A 21,465-nucleotide genomic window follows, 5' to 3' on the forward strand; every position below is an offset into this window, starting at 1 on the left:
AGAACCCTATCCAAGGAAAATCCTCGGGAGCCTTCTTCCCATTATCTTGTTATGCCGTTCCAAAATGTCATCTCTTCAATCGGAAGACGTGTGGTTGGATGTCCCGGTTGTGATGCTTTACCGATGGCTATGAGTATAGTGGGTACATAATGATTGGGAATATCAAATGCCTGGGTGAATTTCTCCTTGTCATACCCAGCCATGGCAACGGTATCGTAACCGCGCGCTCGTGCGGCTAGCATGAGCTGCATCGATACAAGACCACAATCGAATATTACACCCTCCTTAATATATTGAGGATCCATGGATGCCAGCATTCCCTTCATATTGGTAACCAGTGTTTCCTTGACTTCTTGGGTCATGTAACCAGCTTCTACGGAAGCGTCATAAACAGAGTCCACCTGTCTAATGTACTCCAGGTCACCAAGCACCGCGATGACGGCCGAGGCATTCACCACTTGCTGTTGGTTATTCGCAATGGGAAGCAGCTGTTCCTTCAAAGCCTGATCATTGAAGACAACGAATTTCCATGGCTGCATATTTGCACCTGACGGAGCAAGAGTAGCTTCAGTCAAAATATCTTTCAGTTCCTGCTCGGAAATATTGAAGGCAGGATCGTAATTCCGTACTGAACGTCTTTCTTTGACAACACCCATAAAACTTTGCTCTTGCTTTGTGCTCTCCATTCCGTTTAGCCTCCCATATTTATACTGTGTGTTATTTAGCACAGTTAAAAGCAAAAAAATAAACCACTTAACTGTGCTAATATAAGCACAGTATATATGCGGAATAGATCGTTGTCAATTATTCCGTTACAGGGTTCATTTTATTGGCCATATCGGCAATGGTGTATTTTTGTAAAATATTCAGAACGCTATTGTTAATTTCATCCGATATATCGCTGAACATATCATGCATCTGTAAGCCGAATGCGTGCTCACCTGTAGATTCAAGCATACCTTCACATAGAGATACATCGGTCTGGAGTGCTTGATATATATCAGCCAGTGTGACTGACTCCGGCGCTGCCTTCATCCAGTATCCCCCATCGCGACCTTCCCGGACTTCAAGAATATTTTCCTGAGCCAGCTTCGCCAATATCCGGCGGATCAACGTCGCTTCCGAACACAAGTGATCAGCAATATTGGTGCTTGGATAGCGATTTGGACTATCTGACATGAACACAAGAGCCTGCAGAGCCAACCCGAATGCCTTGCTGTTGGATGGACAGGTATGTTTGGCCTTTTTCATTATACAGTGCTCCCTTCTTCGTGATGTAATGTGTGCATTATAGCAAACCCTTAAGTCTCATTCAACAAGAGGAAAAGGAACCGTTCTACGCTGGCTGTTTACTTCTCATTTACAGCTAAGAAGCGAACAGTAACCGTGGTTCCATGTCCTTTCACACTATGATAATGAATTTCTCCACCATACTTTTCGACAATATTAAAGCAAATCATTAACCCTAGCCCTGTCCCATTACTTTTTAACGAATAAAAAGGAGTGCCTAGTGACTTCACCTCATCTTCTGACATTCCGCTTCCTTGATCGATAATTCTTATCTCAATATCATGACGACTTCTCCTTGCCGTGACAGAGACTGACATGCCCGCCTCCGACGCTTCCACTGCATTTTTGATTAAATTCATAAGCAGCTGCTTGAACTCAATCGTATTAATGAGAATCGTACAGTCTTCCTCAACGTCTATATCAATATGATTATCCGATAGCATGGCATATGAACTTAGCAGACTTGTAACACTATGAAGGACATCCTTCACATCGACTCTCTCCGGTTTCAGATCTCCGTTGGGCTTGGAGAGGGTTAGGAATTGAGAAGTGATGTGTTCCACCGTATTCAGTTCGTCGATCATTAATTTAAACTTGCTCTTGTCCGAAACGTCAAAAGTGGGGTCTTGCTGATATAACTGCAAAAAACCTCGAACAACAGTAACCGGGTTCCTAATTTCATGCGCTACAGCAGCGGTCAAATTAGCGATCATCTTCAAACGTTCTGCTTGTTGTACCTGCTCATAATAGAGCTGCTGCTTTTTCATCCGACTAAAGGATAAATGAAATATGAGAAACAGCATCACTTGGCTGGCTATGATATTGATTAAATTGCCTACAAGATCGTAATGGAAGTATGTATACACCTGTCCCTGGTCAATTAAAGTAATGTAAACGAAAGTCATCAGAATAAGTATTCCATTTAAAACCATGGAGAAGTAAAACAATTTCATATCAAAAAACAAAATCGCAAGAGAAGGAATGAGGCATATCAGAATATAGGTGGTCCAGGTATCCGGGTACAAAAAGAACAGCGTATAGAAATAGGCGAACCCCATCATAATGATGATCGTTCTGAAAACATAGGTCTCATACTTCGGATAGATCAGCAAACACACCGATATAATTGCTACACACGTAAAATGAATACCATATCCTATCGTAATCCCCTTTAACTCAGACGTCGATAGGATAAGTCCCCACACCATAAGCACTATGATCGTTAACATGGATATGTAATATGTTCTTCGGTTTACCTGACTGTATAATTCCTTCATGAACCCACCATTTCAATTCAAATTTAATATCTTCGAATATCTTCAACACGATATAACCTTGTGCGCGGGCAAACCTAAAGGCACCCGCCTGGATGCCTATTCTACATCTCATTGTATCTTATTTGACTAAAGACTTAATATAAAATTCTGTTGTTTTACGTAAAATATAGTATAGCCGTACAGTTTACGAGCCCGTACGGCTATACTAAAGTTTATGCTGCTATCGTAATCCTGATAGATTAGCTTAATTGGATGTTGATTTTGAGTATAAATAGAGATCACTCGCTGCTTCTTCTGCGCCCTTATCTTGATTAACGATTCCTTCATACGTGAAACCAAGCTTTTGCAAGAGCTTTATGGAATTCAGGTTTTCAGATTCTACCTTTGCTTCGATTCGTTTCAGCTTCCATGATGAAAAAGCATACTCGACCAAACTCGAAACCGCCTCTGAAGCATAACCTTTTCCCCAGTACGATTTGGCTAGGTCATAACCAATTTCCGCTGTTCCATTAACAAAATTAAAGGCGTTAAACCCACATGATCCTATAATTTCGCCCGATTCTTTGTGTATGATGGAGAAACGAATGGCCTTATTGTCCTGTGATAGATCATCCAGAAGCCGAATCATGTCTATTGCTTGATTTTCAGCCGTGAAACAACGAATATTCATAAATCGAGTAACCTCCGGATCAGACCAGATTTTAAATAAACCCGGTGAATCTGATACCTGCATTTTCCTCAGCTGCAGCCGCTCTGTCTGTAATTCTGTAATCAATACTTTCACCTCCATTGTTTTTAGAATAGGGTAGGTTCAAGATATTGATATCTGCGCATAGTTCAGTCCCTTCCATGTTGAATTCACTCTATTATATCAGATGGTTAAAAAATCCATATACCTACCATTCCACCATGCAAATTGGACATCACAGAACCAGGCGGTGTCCCAAGCCGAACCTCGTTGAGCACCGTGAGTTGAACGAGCATTATCCCAAATATAGACGAATGGCCGCTTATGCTAACCATCACTTTACCTTAGAATGACTGTAAACGAATGGAAAAGGCTGTGATTCCGATTGTAATGAAAAGAGACAAATGGACTCAGTATCGCATCCTCCGTAAGGGCCCTTCTCTTGCCAAACGTCTGCCTAAGACGCGGCTGCTTCGAAAGAACAATTTAACGAAGATGCTGCATCAATATCAAAGCGTTGTTGTGAAGCCTCGCGACGGGCGTTACGGAAGAGATATCCTGTTCATTCATCGAAATGGTGCAAAATCCATACGTATTCAACATGAGGACCATGTGACTACCATGAAAGACACGAATCAGTTACTTCAATTATTCCATAACAAAAACAAGGATCATGGATATGTCGTCCAAAGACGTTTGCAGCTTGCCCAGGTTCAAGACCGCCCCTTCGATATCCGCATTATGGTTCAACGCCAAAAAAGTCCTTCATCCTCCTGGAACGTGACAGGCTCATACGCAAAAGTTGCAGAGCAAGGATACTGCGTCACGAATGTGACCAGCCGCACCATCCCCGTGCTAAAAGCATTAAAATTAGCTCATATTGGAGGCCGAAGCTTACTTGTTAAGGCGGAACGAATTGCCCTGCTGGCTGCCAAACGACTGGGAGAGCACTACCCCAAGCTTAGACAGGTGGGTTTCGATATAGGCATCGACAGAAAGCGGCGGATTTGGATCATTGAAGGCAATTATAAACCAGATCTGTGCCCTTTCCAGCATCTACAAGATTCTTCGATGTATCGCAGAATATTATGGTATAAGGAGCATTGAAGCAAAAACAAAGGCGAACTGCCTTGTAGCTTGGGCAGGTCGCCTCTTTATATTTGGTGCTATTCCCGAACTATAATTGGTTTCGGTTATTTCTTGCGGCGTTTAGCAGCACCTATTACACGTGTCACTTGAAATCTATTAGCCCCGACTTGTATAATAGCGAACTGGCTGTATGAAGTACCCGAAGAAGTATACGGTTCGGCTTCAACATTTCCACTCGGTGTTCTAACCGTTGCCGTTATTCTAGTCACCAGGCAGGCCCCGCGACTAGGCGCTCTCCACGTCTCATCACGCTGAACACTATAATTGTCATCAGCACAAAAGATGGATGCATACTCTACTCTCCCAACCGCATTATACGGGGTGGAGTTAACGATTTGAACAAGATCATAGCCAGCTCCAGGTCTTCTATTTCCCATTCTCAAAACCTCCTTATTATTGATAGTTTTATTAAATGCAATAGGATTGCTTTTAGTGAGGTATAAAAGTGGACAAGACACAAAAAGTACGTTTGTCCGATCGTCACCGCATGGACATGGCAGCTTACTAGATTGATTAAAATAAAAAGAACCACCCGTAATTAACAGGTGGTTCGAGGACTATAGATTTAATATAGCAATTCATTTTGAAACATTTATCTGACATGCAAACCTTCTATTAACAAATACTTTTCTATGCTTTGCGAGGCTTATATGGTTTGAATACGTTCTATATTATGAAGCTTTTGCTGCCACTGCTTTTTGAATGAGAGCTTTGGCATCGTTATTGGAGAGGCCTTGTTTTGGCTCGAGTGAATTGTTCTCTGCCGCTTCAAGAATACCTTGCTCAATCAATTGTGCCAAGGATTTAACTGCATAGGCAGATACGGATTTACCATCTTTGTAACCAGCAATAATGGCAGTAGCCTCTTTATCCAAGGCTGGATTTTTCAACAATTTAGCAAGAATAGTAGCTGCTTCTTCACGAGTAATATTACGGTCAGGATTGAAGTTGCCGCCAAAGCCTTGAATGAATCCAGCGTGAGCAGCTTCAGCGATGGCATCTGCATATGCCGCGTCAGCAGCCACATCCTTGAATGCAGGTGCTGTAGCAACTTCGTTTAGTTTCAACATGTCTACTAGCGCACTTACAAATTCAGCACGTGAAATGAATTCTATTGTTACCGGTGTTTCTGGTTGCTCTGCAGGTGCAGCGATGTTCGTAATGCGTCCTTCTGTTTTCGCTTGAATCGCGCCGCCTTTATATGCATCTACAATATATTGATAGAATACATCCAGATCGATAGGACCGGCCAGGGATGATTTAGCATCCACCAGTACTTTATAGTTATCTCCACCTGCTGCCATAAAGTTGTTCACTACAGCTGTATATGTTTTGGCAGGATCAATAGCAGTACCATCTTCAAGGCTAAGACTAGTTACACGTTCTTCAACTGGCTTATTGAAATCTGCTGTATATTTTAAACCAGAGATTTGTAGTGTTTTGGTGTTTGGCGTACCATCCGCATTGGTTCCCCATTGTTGTTCCAACAAGGTTTGAATTTGCTCACCTGTCAGCTCCAGTTTTACTAGAGTATTGCCAAACGGTTGGATTTTAGCAAGATCAGCAAAAGTCACATCGCCTTCTGGCAGATCTGCACGAATACCACCTGGGTTCATAAATGCAAAGTCAGCTTCGCTTGCGTTATCCCCGAAGTCGGCTTGACGCATTGCATCCGCAATGAGGTTCCCCAGAGGTGCTTCGTTATTGTAGGCATCTGTGCGAGTGATAGAACCATCTGTTGTACCCACTGGCTTGGTTAGCTCAGGATGCTTGTCCAATGATTTTTTTATAATTGCCAAAGATTCAGGGTCTTCTTTTACACCCTCTTGGAAAGTTGTTGTCACTGTAGCTGATTTTTCAGTTACATCCCCAGTCGTCGGGTCGATCATCAACTTAATATCTTCAAATGCTGTACCATAAGAATACGCTTGAACAATCAATTTTCCATTCACTTCACCGTTAGCCAAAGCGTGATTGTCACCTGCAACGATGACGTCAACAGGAGAGTCTGCTGGCAGAGCTTTTGCCAAATCAGCTGCTTCTCCAGTAGTTACGCCTTCTTTGGTTGTTGCTGGGTCATGCGCCAGAACGATGATCGTTTCAACACCTTGATCTTGCAATTCTTTAGAATATTTATTAACCGCTTCCACTTCTTCTTCAGCACTTAAGAAACGCACGCCTGCTGTACCCGATGGGGAAACTTTAGCCGGTGTAGATTTCGTCACCAATCCGATAAATCCGATTTTGACGCCGCCTACTTCTTTAATCACATATGGTTTAATTAACGTTTTGCCCGTGGCAGTCTCGATGACATTTGCATTTACATAATCAAATTTTGCTCCAGCATGAGTCACTTTGCCTTCTTTTGGATCAAGGCCACCAAAGATTTGTGCTTTTAATGCAGCAATCCCTTGGTCGAACTCATGGTTGCCAAGAGAACCTACATCGAAGCCCATCATGTTCATCCATTCCATCGTAGGCTCATCACGATCCAAAGAAGAAACTGGCGCTGATGCACCAACAGAGTCTCCATTATGGAAGAGTAGGGAGTTTTCATATTTGGCTTGAGCTTCTTTCAGATATGTAGCTAGAATTGGAGCTGTTCCTGCCTTTTTATCACCAACCATTGATGTGGTATCGAGCTGACCATGCAGGTCATTAATTCCGATCAAGTGTACTTCTACATCTGTGCCTGCAGCAGAGACAGGACCTACCGCACCGAATAGTTGAGAAAGTAATAGTGCAGTCGTTGCCACACGAATGGTGCTTTTCCCCAAAACTTTTTTCCATGACATGAGTTAAAAAACCCCTCTCCAATTTCTGATCCTGAGATATTTTAACATAAACCAAGTCATAAAAATCGCGAATACTATCAAATGGATGTAAAAATTTTGAAAGATAGAGAACAGACCTATGACTTTGACTAATGTTAGTATTTGAGTTTTTGATCTAAAAAAAGAGGATCCTACGCACAGAAAACGCGGGTTTATGAGGTTATGGACGGGAAAAGAGAAGGATTTGATTTTTCTCGGCATACACCCCGAATATAGCAGTAACTCCTTTAAGAAGATAAGCACTTTACACTACTAACAGTTGTCCTCAAGGAAAAAACCGCCATATAGGCGGCGTTATATTCTAGGATTAGCGACTTGGTAGAATGTACGTGCATGAATAAGAAGCGATAAGAGTCAGACGAACTTTCTGTCTAATTTGTTACGTTAAAGCCTTTGTATGTGTGTATTAGTAAATGAAGCATCTTGATATTTCAACCCAGCACCTATTGCTCTATCCATACATATATGAGCGATCCATATGAGCGATCCTATTAATAGATAATCGTTTGGAAAATATAAGTAACCTAATGCAAAAAGCAGAGGGAAAATAAAGGTGTGTCCCAAATTATAAACAATTGCACCTATTTTCTTATTCATGGTGTACCCAAGCATTGTAAGATCAGGAACGAATAAAAGAACAACGAACAACCATATGGGAAAGTGCAGCTGCATGTAAATAAGAAAGGAAAGTGCAAAGGCAAATGCATATTCAATATGAACGATTTGTTTATTCGTCATCATCTCTCTCCTTATAAATCCTTTTGAAATAAACTAAGCACTAGTCTTTCCATATCCTCTATATTCTCTAAATACTTCACTTCACTCGCAAGTTCTTTAATGGTCTGCACGACTTTCAATGCTTGTTGGTAAAACCGGATTCTCTCCTCAAGTTTCATTATTTTTTGATTCAATAATGATACGGTTGTATCCTTACATTCCGTTGATAGAGATGGATCTTCACGTAGTATAAGTAATTGCTGAATCTCTTTTATTGTAAAACCTACTTGCTTTAATACGATGATAAGTTGTATCTGCTTCTCACATTCTTCATCAAATTCCCGATAACCGTTCTCTCGTCTTATTGGATTCAATAAGTTTTCTTTCTCATAATAACGAATGGTATCGGTTTGAATTTGATATTTATTCGCAAAATCCTTGATTTTCATTGTCGGCCTCCCTTCCAGTAAAATCATAACATTGGAGTAAACTCCAGAGTCAACTATTCATTCGGCGGCAGAAAACAGACAGTGCCAATTAACATATTTTTCCCTTATAATTGATTCACTGGATGCACTGGTGCTGGTTTATTTTTACTGGAAAAGTGGGATGAGGATATGAAAAAAATATCATCTTTCATGGAATGGGGCCTATTTGCTCTTCGTTCGTATCACTATATTTTGCTGGCGTCCCGTCTACTGCAAGAAAGTGAATTTTCGATCCTGACGGTAGTGAATATCTTTTGGCTGATTCTGGCGCTTGTCGTCCCTATGCTGTTCTGGTTCCCTGGGCGTAGAAATAACAAGACTTGGTTCTGCATCCTGGAGCTGCTGCTGGGTGGTTCTTATTATGTAAATTCCGCTATTCACCCAGATCTGACCTCAAGGGCGGACTATTTGCTGCTCAGTCTTATCATGGGATACTTAATGACGAAGAAGACGATTTGGGTTATTCCTGTGGTGGCTTTCATTCCTTTTTTATCGCAGACTTACTTGCATTTGCCTTGGGAGCAGGCGTTTAGCTTCGCAGCAGACAATTTGCTGTTCTGCTTCATCGGTATATGGGCGAGCTCTGTAGCCACAGCATATGAAGAGAAGAATAAGCTAGCACTAGAAGTGGAGCGGCAAAATAAGCTGCTAACCCTCTACACTGCGGAAATCGAGACCATGACGCTTCAGGAAGAGCGCAACCGTATGTCGAAGGAGCTTCATGATACATTGGGGCACTCCTTTATCGCAATGATTATGAGCCTGGATGCTTCGATTGCCCTTCTGGATCGGAAGCCTGAAGAGGTCAAAGACCGTTTAATCCGCTTAAGGGCACTTGCTGAACAAAATTTGGACGACATGCGAAACATTGTGCATGAGATGGGAGAAGAAGAGGGGTTGAGTCTTACACAGCAGGTGGAGAACCTTGTCATCCGCTTCCAAGAGCACACGGGAACTGTACTCACTGTCAATCTGCTCGGTACAGAGCCCAGGCTGCATTTTGAAGTACGGCAAGCGGTCCTCCGTGTCATTCAAGAAGCTTTTACGAATGCGCTAAAACATGGAAAAGCATCTCAATTGTACTTAGAGCTGGAGTTTTCCGTGAGCACACTGCAATTAATGGTCCGAAATAACGGCATACCGATTAAAAAAGTAGATTATGGCTTCGGCTTGACCACGATGAAGCATCGAATCGAGCGATTGGGAGGCAGCTTGTCCGTGGATTCTAAGGAGGAAGCTGAGGCGATTACCGAAGTCAGATGTGAAATTCCGCTGAAGGGAGTGCTGCTGCATGCCGAACATTAAGGTACTGATTGCTGATGATCAAGAATTAATCCTGGAAAGCTTACATATCGTGCTGTCGATGGAGGAAGATATCGAAGTAGCTGCGTTGGCAAGAAATGGGGAGGAAGCCATTACTGGCTGCGAGCAGTTTCAGCCCGACATTGTGCTGATGGATATCAACATGCCTGTCATGGACGGCGTGGCTGCAACGGCCCTGATTAAGAAGCGATTACCGGACATCAAGATTATTATGCTGACCTCTTATAAGGAAGTGGAGTATGTACTTGCGGCGTTAGGTCATGGCGCAGAAGGTTATCTACTCAAGGCTATCCATCCCAAGGATCTGGCTGCAGGTATACGCGTAGTTCATGCGGGAGGCACCCTAATCACACAAGAGATGGCGGGCAAAATGATTAAAAACATGAACATGAACCATTCCTCCGCCGTAAAAAGTAATGAATACGGGCTCAGCGTCCGTGAACTTGAAGTGCTGCATAAGCTGGCTCTCGGCCTGCGCAATCAAGATATTGCTGAGGCGCTTTTTCTTAGTGAAGGGACCGTTAAGAATTACATCTCAACGATTTATTCGAAGCTTCATGTCAAGGGAAGGCGAGAAGCAGCCCGCATAGCCCGAGATTCGGGCATACTGGATCACAAGTAACCATGTCATGACCAAAGCGCACTGTGTCTTTATGACTTTTTCAGCATAAACTCATAACTACCAAACGTTATAGGAGCTGATGAAAGACATGAAGAAAACAAGGCCCAACAACATAGAGAGGCTGCTTCGCTTTCCAATAACCTGGATGCTTGTGGGTGCGGCCGCTATTATTCTTGTACAGGGTTTAATGCTTGTGCTGACCGAGCGAGTAGAAGGGGTCGGTTCCTTACTCTTAACACTCCTGTTGAGCTTAGCAGCCATCCTAGTGTATAAGCTTATTATGAAATCCGTGGCTCAGCGGCCCATTCCAGAGCTGTCCGGGCAGCACGCAGGGGTGGAAGCTGTCCGGGGCATAATCACGGGAGCCATATTTATCGCAGTGTCTACGCTTATTATTGTTCTGCTCGGCGGCTACTCCTTCCAATGGGCGGTTGCTGCAGATCCGGTTTCTATTCTCATGACGTCCATTGAAACTGCGCTGAGCGCAGCCATCATCGAGGAACTGGTGTTTCGTGGATTGATGCTTCAAGCTATACAGAAATTAGGGGGCAGCTGGATTGCACTCGCGATCACCTCGCTTACCTTTGGGGCCTTCCATCTTGGCAATCCAGGAGCAACAATATGGAGCGCATTTGCCATCACCCTAGAAGCAGGGGTTCTGCTCGGAGCTGCATTCTTGTGGCGGCGTAATTTGTGGTTCGCCATGGGGCTGCATTTTGCTTGGAATGCACTCGAAGCTGCGCTTGGCATTCCTGTATCCGGACTCCCCTCGGCCGGGTTGTTTACTGTGAAGGCAAACGGTGCAGCATGGCTCACGGGGGGAGAGTTTGGGCTGGAGGGCTCTATTGTTACCGTGATCCTAGGACTTGTGATTGCCATTCCGATGCTGATCCGTGCTGCTCGGAAACGGCCATGATTTGAATCCAAAGAGAAAGAACTACTCGCGAAACTAAACTGAATTCGATTGAATTTAATTTGAAAGAAGGAGCACATTTTTTTTCGCTCCTTCTTTAGCTTTTTAGATAAATAGTATAACGTAGATAACATTTCCCGCAGCGATTAAAAAATTTGCGTCATTTATGATACGGTTCACCCCGATTGATCTTCACCGCGCGATAAATCTGCTCCACCAGCACCAGCCGCATCAACTGATGCGGCAGGGTCATGCGCCCGAAGCTCAGTCGCTGCTTCGCGCGGCGCAGCACCTCATCGGAGAGCCCGTGGCTTCCTCCGATGACAAACACGACATGGCTCGTCCCATACGTGCCGAGCTTGTCGATTTCCGCTGCCAGCTCCTCGGAACTCCAGAGCTGGCCGTCCAATGCGAGCGCAACGACATGCGCCTCGCTCTTCACATGCGCGAGGATGCGTTCGCCCTCGCGCTCCTTCACCGCCCGCACCTCAGCTTCGCTTAGGGTGTCGGGCGCCTTCTCGTCTGCGACCTCGATCATCTGAAACTTGATGTACGGGGCAAGACGCTTGGCATATTCCTGAATGCCGAGCGTCAGATACTTTTCCTTCAATTTGCCTACGCCAATAATCTGAATGAACATAAAACCATTTCCTCCTCATGATCCAATCCCGTATGTATCTATTTATGAACGGTGCTTCACCACACCTATAATCTCACTTATTAAACGCAGATCCTCTTGCGAACCTCACTCACCTTATACAGCCTCAAGTAACCATCAATCCGCAGTTAGCAAACCTCACGCACCTTAATACGAGGAGACAAAGAATCTATACATATCAGTTCAGACAAAAAGCGTGTCTACGGTTCGTTAACCCACATATCGGCCCAAATCAACCCATTTAAGACGTATTGTGGTCCTTACATTACGCTTCAAAGAATGACTCTCCCTACCTGACTTCGCCCACAGATAGCAGACTGCACATACCACCATCTCCTCATTCTCTCACAAACACAAAAAGAGCGCTCCGACACGCTCTCCCTGCTTCTTGCCTTTGATGTTCATACCGGATGGCAGGCGAGCGAGTGCGTCCATAAGGGACGCCTCTGCTGCGGATGCCTACACAGTACGCTAGACGACGAGAAACTCAGCCTTTTGTTCGCACTCGGCGCACTTCGCAGGCGGGTCCCAATCGGCAAATTCCGTCTCCTTCAGATCAACAATATCCGGAGCGTCCTCATACTCATCGACAAACATGTCAATGGCAATGTCCACGTGTTCTTTGCATACAACGTACATCCGTTCAAGCATCCTTTCTGTAACCAGCTATGCTCCCGATTCACAACCGCTTATCCATATAGGATAGCCACTTCTCTGTTCTATCACACCTGGGGTGGAAAAGAAACCCCTATCCCTCATTTATCGTGTTTAACCCCCAATAATCTTCCCCAACCGGCAAAAATCAAACCAAAAAAGCGTTCTATTTCGACACAATTCCGTGTCCCTAAAGAACGCTCCAATGATTCCATACAATAGCGCTTATCTATGTTTCAACGCATTCAATCTTCAGTCCAACGTTCTTAGTTCAATCCGGATTGTGCCTTAGTCAGCAGCTTGCCACCCTGGAACGCCAGAATTGCATTAGCTCCCGTATCGCCAGCTCCCTTATAACTGTAGACGACCGTATTCTCCGCTTCGCTCAGCGCTTCACCTTCCCCGCCGATGATCTCCTTCACTTCATCATACGTCATGCCCACCTCAAGCTTCTCATATTGAGCAAATGTAATCCGTATGCCATCCCCCTTGCCGGCAGATCCGTTATTACCTGAAGCAGCAGAACCATTTCCACCCACTTCATTTACTACTGTTACCGTACTATTGAGCTCTTCCAGCTTCTTCTCCAGCGCAGCAATCTTCTCATCCTGCTTAATGCTCTTCTCCCCTTGTGAGGCAAGCTGCTTCTCCAGACTTGCAATTCGTCCCTCCAAACCGCTGTTATCTACAGATCCAGAGGAAGATACCTCAGGTCCACATGCAGAGAGTACGGATAAGGATAGCAGTATAGCCGCTCCTCCGAGCGAAGGTTTCATCAAATGTTTCATTACATAAGCTCCTCTTCTTGCCAGTTGATCTTCCAATCCAACCACGACAAATGCATGTTACTCGCACAATCGTGCACCTTGGCACGTTATAAAATAGTCTATCATAGCCTATCCCTTCTGTAACTGAGACTTTGGCTCTGGTTCAATCCGCTTATTCGGAAAGAAAAACAAAAAAGTCCCCGATTCATGTCAGAAGGCTCCACCATTCCAAATGAATGATGTCTTGCTTCTTTCACGAGCAGGGGACTTCTCGCCCACATTCATTTCAGATTACCTTTACTCCGGTTTATCGGTCAGCTTCACAGAAACCTTCTCGGCATTGCCGTCCCGATAAAAGGTGACTTCAATGGTATCGCCAATCTTCTTCTTATCGTACAGATATTTACGAAGATCCAGCGTAGAGGTAATTTTTTGCCCATCAAATTCCGTAATGACATCATTGAGCTTCAGACCCGCTTCGGATGCCGGACCGGATGCTTCAAGCACGACCACACCGCTGTCCACGTGAGAAGGCAGCTTCAGATCCTTACGCTGCTCGTCATCCAGTGGTGCATATGGATTGCTGAGATCAACAGTGTACACACCCAAGTATGGACGAGACACTTTGCCGTTTAGCAGTAATGAATCGACAGTCTTCATCACTTCGTTCATCGGAATCGCGAAGCCCAAGCCCTCAACGCCTGTATCCGAGATTTTCATCGTATTGATGCCGACCACTTTGCCGTTCAGATCAACGAGTGCGCCACCGCTGTTGCCTTCGTTGATGGCCGCATCCGTCTGGATTACGTTCTGCTCCCAGTCGTATACACCATCCTGATTAATGGACACGGGCAGGATTCGATCCGTATAACTGACAATACCGGATGTCAGTGTACCACCCAATCCCAGCGGATTCCCGATGGCGAGTACCGTCTGGCCGCGCTGAAGCTTGCTGGAATCACCAATCTCCGCTACTGGCCCAATACCTTTTTCATCCTCAACAGACATGACGGCGATGTCACTTACGCGGTCCTTGCCGACCAGTTTCGCCTTGTGTGTTTCGCCTTCGACGGTCACAATCTCCAGATCACTTGCTCCTTCGACGACATGATGATTGGTCATGATATAGGCTTTGCCATCTTCCTTCTTGAAAATGACACCTGATCCAAGCGCCGAATCATCCATAGATAGACTGCTGCCCGTCTTATGGTTCACGATGCTTACGACCGAAGGACGCACCTTGGCTGCTGCCTGGATAATCCGGTCGTATGGATCAGCCGTCTGCGTGGCCTGCAGGTTACCTCCGTTCCCGCCATTGCCTGTAGCGTTGGCCAGAGGAACAGATGCGGGCTGCATGATGAAGCTAAACAGCGTGACGGTCACGATGGAACTGATTACCGAACTAATGACTGCCACCTTCACGGTGGAGCTGATGCCTGAGCGCGACCGGCGTGGATTTTGCCAGCGATCCCGTCCACCGGGGCGGATAATCTGAAGTTTGCCTTTCTGTACAGGCTCGGCGCGTCTTGATACTTTGGTTGAATAAAAATCGTCTCCGAACAATCCCATCGTGATCCTCTCCCCTTCGTTGTCACGCATCCAGATCCTGACTGCCGCCTGATCATTGTGGCATGGCCAACGATGGTGTTCTCACATAGCCCATTCCGCCGACAGATGAACCTTTCGATTCACTTCTCCAAGTCCATTCTGTCGTCTCCGTTACGTGAAGACCCCAACGGTTTTCCATGCTTTCTAGCATTTTTCAAGCTTGTTTTGCATATCGCTGCATCCCCGCTATCCCGAAATGAAGCGTCTATGTACAACAGAACGGACACTCCCATCCTGTCTATGACTCTACCAGCAACGTTCTCGCATTCTACGACATGCCAACTTCCCGAGCAAACAAGCCTCTCTTTCAAGGCCCCATATATACTAAACACGCCAAATTCAAAAAAGTTGCATAATTACGAAGATTGACGCAAATTTCTGCTAAAGCAGGTTTAACAATAACGGACCTACAATAAAACGTCCATAGTAACTATCACCACAAAACCCGGTTCGCTAAGCGTACTTTTCCAATTTCCCAAGAACTTTTTCGGCCCAGAAAGCCACAGACTTCAGCATACACGCCTCGCAACTTAAATTATAGCGGCAAAAAGAGGAATGTTTTCCATCCAGCCTGACTACAATAATAGTAAAAGACCAATTCGAAGGTTCATAGAAGGAGGATTCACTTATGGAACGCACGCGTACTCTTACAGCCATGGATGAGGTTCATATGGCGGCCAAGCTGGCCGATCTCAAGGAAGAACATTATCGGAATACCCTAGCGTTAAGCACCATCATTGAGCTGCTGATCGACAAAGGCATTTTGACCCGTGAGGAAGTGGAGCGCAAAGCCGCCGAGCTCGACAGCTTTATGGCTCACCCACCCTATCCCATGGCGTAGGCCGATCATAATACGTATCACAGAGTTTGAACTCATTGTCTTTGTAAAAACAGCCCCGGCTTTCCATCGCTTCACGCACCGTCATTTTCGCGAGGTCCATCATATTATGGTCCCGGCTGAGATGTGCCAGATACGTACGTTTGATGCGTCCGTTCATCAGTTCACTGAGCGCTGCCCCTGCCGCTTCGTTCGACAAATGCCCAATGTCGCTCAGAATGCGGCGCTTGGTGTTCCATGGGTAACGCCCCATGCGCAGCAATTCGACATCGTGATTCGCCTCCAGCACAAGCACATCGGAATCTGCGATCGCATCGCGAACCTTGTCGCTCATATAGCCAAGGTCTGTTGCGACGGACAGCTTCTCGCTGCCATCATCGAACGTATATCCCACAGGCTCCGCTGCGTCATGAGAAATGCCAAAGGATTCCACGCGCAAGGAGCCAAAATCATGCTGCTCCCCTGTCTCGAACACCCTCCGGTTTTCCTCTGGAATGGCCCCAACCGACTTCTCCAGTGCCGCCCACGTATTCGTATTTGCATAGATTGGTAAATTATATTTCCGAGACATCGCGCCTAGTCCTTTAATGTGATCGGAATGTTCATGTGTAACCAGAATCCCGTCCAGCTCTGTCCCTGAAATCTCCCGTTCCAGAAACAAGGCTTCCAGACGCTTCGCACTAAGGCCCGCATCAATCATGAGGGACGTGCCCCCATGCTGTATAACCGTGGCATTCCCTGTCGAACCGCTGGATAACACGGTAAAATATATCCCCATAACGCATTACTCCCCTGGTTTGTCTGTCTTGGGACTGAATACATCCCCACTGATGCCCTGCACGTACAACACTTCGCCACTTTCCAGCACGAACCGCCATGCCGGCATCGCTACCTGTATATCGGAATTGAACAACTGGCCGTAATAGCCCAGCTGTATGTCTTTGACAATTGCATCATTCGGCAAAAAGTTCTCGATCAGCGTTCCCAGCGCCTTGGGCGCCGGAAGCACCTGCTGATCGCTCTCCTCTGCGGTTGTAATCCGCACCGGAGTCTGACGGTAACCCGTAATTTTCTGATCGCTGTAGAACAGCTCCAGACTGACATTGAAGAGCGGCCATTTCCCGTCGACTAGCGGGTGAAGCACAAACGCCCCATCCTCCGTCATCAGCTGATCCAGCCGGTACGTGCCAATCTGCGGAATTTCATCCGCCAGCACGTCCGCCAGCTCTCTTTGCGAGAAGATCAGCTTGCTGTCCACCGGCTTGTCCAGATCGATTTGAATCCCCGTCTTGTCCTCTTCTATAAACTCATAGGACAGCTTGGGCAGCTTCGGCGTTTCGTTCGGGATGGGTGCCAGCACCTGAATACCCTTCTCTTCCATCGCCTGCTGTGTATTATCTGCCAGCGAGGTGAAGTCCAGATTGGCTCCGGCCGTCTCCCGTGCATCCATCCAGATCTGGTAACCCAGCACCAGATTGAGCAGCAGGAAGGCATAGATCAATACATTTTTCGCCCGTCCCCAATCCAAACCATTCACCTCCGTTAATTGATATAAGACGACTAATCTCACACTGGACCACTACGCGGTCAGAACAACCTTCCGATCGCTGTTACCCCCGGATTTCATGAATTCTCTTCAAAAGGGGAAATCCGGTGGTAAACGCGAACGCTCCGCTTCTCTAGGTTATTTCTGCCCTCTCCGTTATCGTGTGACCTTACACCTCGCTCAGATCAAAAGACTCCGACACCCTACAAAAACCTATCAAGAAACAGTGGTTTCCTCTCCGTTGCTGAAGTGAATCACCCATACAGGGATCAGCTTCAGCCCGCCTTCGATCGTGGACGGACGATACGCCGGGTACACATCGACCACTTGACGGCTCTCTCCAGCGACCTTCTCGATAAGGGCCTTCAGCTTGTCTCCACCTGATAGCTTCACAGGTTTCTTCGTCTCGGCACCTTCGTTCAAGTATTCCAGCGAGCGTTCATAGCTGGACACGGTCTCCTGCTGCATCTCCATACTGATGGTGCCGAAGCGGAACTGCACCGAATCCATAATCGGGAAACTGCCGTAATACTGTTGGAACTCCAGCTGTGTTTTGTTATCCGCAGTATCCAGCATCATGCGTGAGCGACCTTTCCAGCCGCCATGCTGGTTCACAAAATCCACCGCAGACAGCGCGTCCTTCGCCGCATCAATCTGCCCTGCAGGCGGTGCAGCCGGGTCCGTATAACTGATCCAGCGCTGATCCTGCTTCACTTGCAGACTTCGTTTGCTGTCCGTATAGATCTCCGACCCATCCTTTTCCCGAATATTGCGGGTCATGCTGGGATCGAAGAACAGGCTGCGCTGCATCTGTTCCACCGTGAACTGCCCGGTTGGCACATCAGCCTCCACCGCATCCAGTGGCTCTGCCGGAATATAATATCCGCCGTCCGTCAGTGTGTATGGCGTCCAGTTGGTACCGAAATCGACATGCTGCTGTACGTCCTGGACCGTCAGGTCGGCCTGTGCAGCTTCATAGACAACATCACCCTTGGCACTGAAGAACAGGGCATGGGCTTTGGTTTCATTTTTCGCGGTATAGATCGCTATCCGGTTAATGGTTTCCCCCTGAAACAACGAATCCGTACCCAGCCGCATCACTCGCTGCAGCAGGGCAACCGGAATGCCTTCCTTGAACGACAGCTCAATGCCGGGGTTATCCTTGCGGATCTGATCCCAGTTCACAGACTGTAACGTGCGCCGCTGAAAATCATCAAATGTCCGTCCTTGCAGACGTGAATAGATCAGCTGGTAGAAGGTATTGCCTGGATAAAACACGGTATGTTTGTCCTCTCCCAGATGAATCATCATCTGATCGGGGAAGATCAGTTCCTCAATATCTCGCTCCTGACCCATATTCTCGGTCTTCACATAGTTCGTCTCAGACGTCACAATGGAATCCCCGCCTCCGGGCAAACGATAGATCAGAAAATAACTCTGCACCAGACTGGCGGCAACGAGAGAAGCGAGCACCAGGGATTTAATCCGTTCCTTCAAGGTGCTCACCTCCTTCTTCACGCATGGGCAGGGTGAACGTAACGGTTGTGCCGACATCCACTTCCGATTCCAAAGAAATGGTGCCGTCGTGCGCCCTAACAATTTCCCGGGCAATGGACAGTCCCAGTCCTGTACCGCCCATGCTGCGGGAACGAGCTTTGTCCACACGGTAGAACCGTTCAAAGATACGATCAAGGTCCCGCTGCGGAATACCCATCCCCGTGTCTGACACGGAAATGGCAAGGGTATGCTCATCATTGCGTCTGGCTGCAATCGTAATCGTGCCGCCCTCCAGCGTGTACTTCAGCGCATTGGATACGACATTATCCAGAACCTGATCAATCTGGTCCCGATCAAGAGGTACCTCAGGAATGCCATTCTCAACCGACAATACGGGCTGAATATCCTTCTGATGCATCTGGAATGAGAATCGATCCGTTACCTCTTCCAGCATATCCATAATATCCGTCGGCTGTTTGCGCAGCAGTGCTTCCTTGGAGTCGAGCCTGGAGAGATGCAGCAGATCCGTCACCAGACGTATCATCCGCTCCGTCTCATTCTGAATAACGCCAACGAATCGTCCCGCCAGCTGCGGGTCTTCAAGTGCACCATCATCCAGCGCTTCTGCATAACTTTTGATCGTCGTCAGCGGTGTACGCAGCTCATGGGATACATTGGCAACGAATTCACGCCGGGATGCCTCCAGCTCTTCCTGCTCGGTAACATCCTGAAGCACGGCAATCGTTCCCGTAATGCCCAGCTCGCGCCGATGGACTGGCGTAAATGTCATCCGGATCACCACGGGTTCCTCCTGCCCGGCAGGTGCAATCTGCAGCAGTGTCGAGCCTGTAAAGCCACTTGCCAGTGCTTCTGCATCTTCGGGATCAATGCCGAGCAATACGGCAAAATGTCTGCCTTCAATATCCGCAGGGCGCATACCCAGGATGCTGCTGGCCCGGCGGTTGACCAGAATGACTTTGCCATATTCATCAGTCGCGACTACACCATCACTCATGTTCGTCAAAATGGACGTCAGCTTCTCTTTCTCCTCTTCGTTCTGGGAGAGTGCATCCCGCAGGCGACTGGTCATGTAGTTGAACGCCCGGCTGAGCTGTCCAATCTCATCTGTGCCGAATACAGGTGTCTGCTGATCAAAGTTCCCTTCGGCAACGGCTGTTGCCCTGCGGGTAACTTCCTTGATGGGCTGCGTAATGGTATGCGACAGAATGACGCCAAGCACCGCGGTCAGTACCAAGGCAATCAGTATGCCGGAAATAAAAATTTTGTTGATTCCCTCCATGGTGGAGTACAGCTCGTTCATGGAGGCGGCGATGTAGACGGCGCCGATGATCTTGCCGCCGGACATGACCGGCTTGGCCACGACCTTTTTACGGACATTGTCTTCGTCCACAATATATTCCTCGTTATCCCGGATGCCTTGCAGTGCCCGGCTGACAACGGTCTGGGTATTTTTGCGACCCACGTAATCGGAATGTGAACTCAAGGAAGTGGTCAGCACTTTGCCACTGGCGTCCAGCACCTGAATCTCAGCGCCGTTAATGTTGAACAGATTGTTCACCAGTACGCGCAGGTTTTCCGTTTTGTCCTCGCCAGGCTCTGCTTCTCCGCCAGCCATGGTCTCACCCACAAGAACAGACAGCATCTCCGCCCGTGCCTGCAGATCCTCGGTAAAGTTGCTCGTCAGGGAGTTCTTCATCGCACTCACGAAATAAACGCCGATCAATTGCATTGCAATCAAAATTAGCAGTACATAGATAATAATCAGTTTCGCCTGAATCGTTCGGAAGAACGAAAATCGCGAGAAACGCCCCATTATATCCCCACGCTTTTGGGACTGCGCACGAGATAACCCAGCCCGCGGCGAGTCAGAATCGTTTCCGGTTTGCTCGGATTCTCCTCAATCTTTTCGCGCAGACGACGGATCGTAACATCCACGGTACGTACATCCCCAAAATATTCATATCCCCATACTGCCTGCAGCAGATGTTCCCGTGTCATGACCTTGCCGGAGTTCTTCGCCATATAATAGAGAAGCTCGTATTCACGGTGCGTCAGATCAAGTGGTTCACCGCTTTTATAAGCCGTATACATGTCCATATCAAATGCAAGATCGAACAGGCGCATGACCTGCTTCTCGTCGTCATCCGGAGCTTCGGCAGCCATCGCAGGCTTCTGTCGTCTGCGCATCTGTGCCTTCACCCGGGCGAGCAGCTCTCGCGTACTGAAAGGCTTCGTTACATAATCGTCCGCACCCAGCTCCAGGCCGAGCACTTTATCAATTTCGCCGTCCTTTGCCGTCAGCATAATAATCGGCAGCTCCAGATGGGCGCGTACCTCGCGGCACACATCCATGCCATCCTTGCCAGGAAGCATCAAGTCCAGCAGCATCAGATCCGGTTTCTCGGATAACGCCAGTTCAACTGCACGAATGCCATCAAAAGCACAGATGACCTCGTACCCCTCTTTTTCCAAATTAAACTTCAGAATGTCCGCAATGGGCTGTTCATCGTCCACCACCAAAATCTTCCCCTGCATCGGCTGTATTCACCCCTATATCCTGCTTGATCCGCTCTAG

23 protein-coding genes are annotated in these 21,465 nt (G+C 47.0%); 5 read left to right on the forward strand and 18 right to left on the reverse strand.

Translation table 11 applies throughout. The features are described 5' to 3' along the window. Positions 1-41: 41 nt before the first annotated feature. The 4 genes from GUA98_RS24780 to GUA98_RS24795 form a co-directional block, all read right to left on the reverse strand. Positions 42-686 (reverse strand): nitroreductase family protein, encoded by a 645-nt coding sequence (locus GUA98_RS24780; RefSeq protein ID WP_193724725.1) that lies wholly within the window; start codon positions 684-686, stop codon positions 42-44. A gap of 118 nt (positions 687-804) precedes the next feature. Continuing rightward, positions 805-1,251, reverse strand: a complete 447-nt coding sequence (locus GUA98_RS24785) for an RrF2 family transcriptional regulator (protein WP_153980467.1) — start codon at positions 1,249-1,251, stop codon at positions 805-807. A 98-nt stretch (positions 1,252-1,349) separates the two neighbouring features. Then, a complete protein-coding gene (locus GUA98_RS24790; RefSeq protein WP_227780102.1) occupies positions 1,350-2,519 on the reverse strand; it encodes a sensor histidine kinase in 1,170 nt (389 codons plus the stop codon). A gap of 292 nt (positions 2,520-2,811) precedes the next feature. Beyond that, positions 2,812-3,342 carry a GNAT family N-acetyltransferase gene (locus GUA98_RS24795; RefSeq protein ID WP_193724727.1) on the reverse strand — a complete coding sequence of 177 codons (531 nt, stop codon included), beginning with the start codon at positions 3,340-3,342 and terminating at the stop codon, positions 2,812-2,814. Positions 3,343-3,645: 303 nt separating this feature from the next. Here GUA98_RS24795 and GUA98_RS24800 point away from each other — a divergent pair, with 303 nt between their 5' ends. Beyond that, positions 3,646-4,362, forward strand: coding sequence for a YheC/YheD family protein (locus tag GUA98_RS24800; protein WP_227780103.1), 717 nt, complete (start codon positions 3,646-3,648; stop codon positions 4,360-4,362). Positions 4,363-4,448: 86 nt separating this feature from the next. Here GUA98_RS24800 and GUA98_RS24805 read toward each other — a convergent pair whose 3' ends face one another. The 4 genes from GUA98_RS24805 to GUA98_RS24820 form a co-directional block, all read right to left on the reverse strand. Next, complete coding sequence (locus GUA98_RS24805; protein ID WP_193724729.1) at positions 4,449-4,781, reverse strand: hypothetical protein; 333 nt, start codon at positions 4,779-4,781, stop codon at positions 4,449-4,451. A 294-nt stretch (positions 4,782-5,075) separates the two neighbouring features. Then, positions 5,076-7,199, reverse strand: a complete 2,124-nt coding sequence (locus GUA98_RS24810) for a bifunctional metallophosphatase/5'-nucleotidase (RefSeq protein ID WP_153980471.1) — start codon at positions 7,197-7,199, stop codon at positions 5,076-5,078. 423 nt (positions 7,200-7,622) lie between these two features. Further along, positions 7,623-7,976 (reverse strand): DUF4260 domain-containing protein, encoded by a 354-nt coding sequence (locus GUA98_RS24815; RefSeq protein WP_193724730.1) that lies wholly within the window; start codon positions 7,974-7,976, stop codon positions 7,623-7,625. 11 nt (positions 7,977-7,987) lie between these two features. Continuing rightward, the gene (locus tag GUA98_RS24820; protein ID WP_193724731.1) at positions 7,988-8,404 is read right to left on the reverse strand and encodes a MerR family transcriptional regulator; all 417 of its coding nucleotides are present in this window, start codon (positions 8,402-8,404) and stop codon (positions 7,988-7,990) included. Between the two features lie 168 nt (positions 8,405-8,572). On the opposite strand from GUA98_RS24820, the gene GUA98_RS24825 reads away from it, so the two are divergent. The 3 genes from GUA98_RS24825 (at position 8,573) to GUA98_RS24835 (ending at position 11,304) form a co-directional block, all read left to right on the forward strand. Continuing rightward, on the forward strand, positions 8,573-9,748 hold the full coding sequence (locus GUA98_RS24825; protein WP_193724732.1) for a sensor histidine kinase: 1,176 nt from the start codon (positions 8,573-8,575) through the stop codon (positions 9,746-9,748). Further along, a complete protein-coding gene (locus tag GUA98_RS24830) occupies positions 9,735-10,388 on the forward strand; it encodes a response regulator transcription factor (RefSeq protein WP_193724733.1) in 654 nt (217 codons plus the stop codon). The genes GUA98_RS24825 and GUA98_RS24830 overlap by 14 nt, the downstream gene beginning before the upstream one ends. An 88-nt stretch (positions 10,389-10,476) precedes the next feature. Then, positions 10,477-11,304, forward strand: a complete 828-nt coding sequence (locus GUA98_RS24835) for a CPBP family intramembrane glutamic endopeptidase (RefSeq protein WP_193724734.1) — start codon at positions 10,477-10,479, stop codon at positions 11,302-11,304. A 157-nt stretch (positions 11,305-11,461) separates the two neighbouring features. Here GUA98_RS24835 and rlmH read toward each other — a convergent pair whose 3' ends face one another. From rlmH to GUA98_RS30065, 5 genes are all read right to left on the reverse strand, one after another. Then, positions 11,462-11,941 (reverse strand): 23S rRNA (pseudouridine(1915)-N(3))-methyltransferase RlmH, encoded by a 480-nt coding sequence (rlmH, locus tag GUA98_RS24840; RefSeq protein WP_193724735.1) that lies wholly within the window; start codon positions 11,939-11,941, stop codon positions 11,462-11,464. 489 nt (positions 11,942-12,430) lie between these two features. Further along, the gene (locus tag GUA98_RS24845) at positions 12,431-12,598 is read right to left on the reverse strand and encodes a CxxH/CxxC protein (protein ID WP_068964251.1); all 168 of its coding nucleotides are present in this window, start codon (positions 12,596-12,598) and stop codon (positions 12,431-12,433) included. 281 nt (positions 12,599-12,879) lie between these two features. Beyond that, complete coding sequence (locus GUA98_RS29795; RefSeq protein ID WP_227780104.1) at positions 12,880-13,401, reverse strand: hypothetical protein; 522 nt, start codon at positions 13,399-13,401, stop codon at positions 12,880-12,882. 276 nt (positions 13,402-13,677) lie between these two features. Further along, positions 13,678-14,949 carry a S1C family serine protease gene (locus tag GUA98_RS24855; protein WP_193724736.1) on the reverse strand — a complete coding sequence of 424 codons (1,272 nt, stop codon included), beginning with the start codon at positions 14,947-14,949 and terminating at the stop codon, positions 13,678-13,680. Between the two features lie 52 nt (positions 14,950-15,001). After that, positions 15,002-15,127, reverse strand: coding sequence for a hypothetical protein (locus GUA98_RS30065; RefSeq protein ID WP_265333661.1), 126 nt, complete (start codon positions 15,125-15,127; stop codon positions 15,002-15,004). A 489-nt stretch (positions 15,128-15,616) separates the two neighbouring features. Between GUA98_RS30065 and GUA98_RS24860 the strand changes: the two genes are divergently transcribed. Continuing rightward, positions 15,617-15,829, forward strand: coding sequence for a hypothetical protein (locus tag GUA98_RS24860; protein ID WP_095290595.1), 213 nt, complete (start codon positions 15,617-15,619; stop codon positions 15,827-15,829). On the opposite strand, the gene GUA98_RS24865 is transcribed toward GUA98_RS24860, so the two are convergent. The 5 genes from GUA98_RS24865 to yycF form a co-directional block, all read right to left on the reverse strand. Beyond that, positions 15,798-16,604: an MBL fold metallo-hydrolase gene (locus GUA98_RS24865; RefSeq protein WP_153980480.1), complete on the reverse strand. Its 807-nt coding sequence runs from the start codon at positions 16,602-16,604 to the stop codon at positions 15,798-15,800. The two genes, GUA98_RS24860 and GUA98_RS24865, sit on opposite strands and share 32 nt — an antisense overlap. Before the next feature lie 6 nt (positions 16,605-16,610). Further along, a complete protein-coding gene (yycI, locus tag GUA98_RS24870) occupies positions 16,611-17,354 on the reverse strand; it encodes a two-component system regulatory protein YycI (protein WP_095290591.1) in 744 nt (247 codons plus the stop codon). 234 nt (positions 17,355-17,588) lie between these two features. Further along, on the reverse strand, positions 17,589-18,869 hold the full coding sequence (locus tag GUA98_RS24875; protein WP_193724737.1) for a YycH family regulatory protein: 1,281 nt from the start codon (positions 18,867-18,869) through the stop codon (positions 17,589-17,591). Then, a complete protein-coding gene (gene walK / locus GUA98_RS24880) occupies positions 18,853-20,703 on the reverse strand; it encodes a cell wall metabolism sensor histidine kinase WalK (protein ID WP_193724738.1) in 1,851 nt (616 codons plus the stop codon). Before walK ends, GUA98_RS24875 begins: the two co-directional genes overlap by 17 nt. Next, on the reverse strand, positions 20,703-21,425 hold the full coding sequence (yycF, locus tag GUA98_RS24885) for a response regulator YycF (protein WP_193724739.1): 723 nt from the start codon (positions 21,423-21,425) through the stop codon (positions 20,703-20,705). Before yycF ends, walK begins: the two co-directional genes overlap by 1 nt. Positions 21,426-21,465 lie beyond the last annotated feature (40 nt).

It is taken from the genome of Paenibacillus sp. P13VS, assembly GCF_015143645.1.
GTDB lineage: Bacteria > Bacillota > Bacilli > Paenibacillales > Paenibacillaceae > Paenibacillus > Paenibacillus xylanilyticus_A.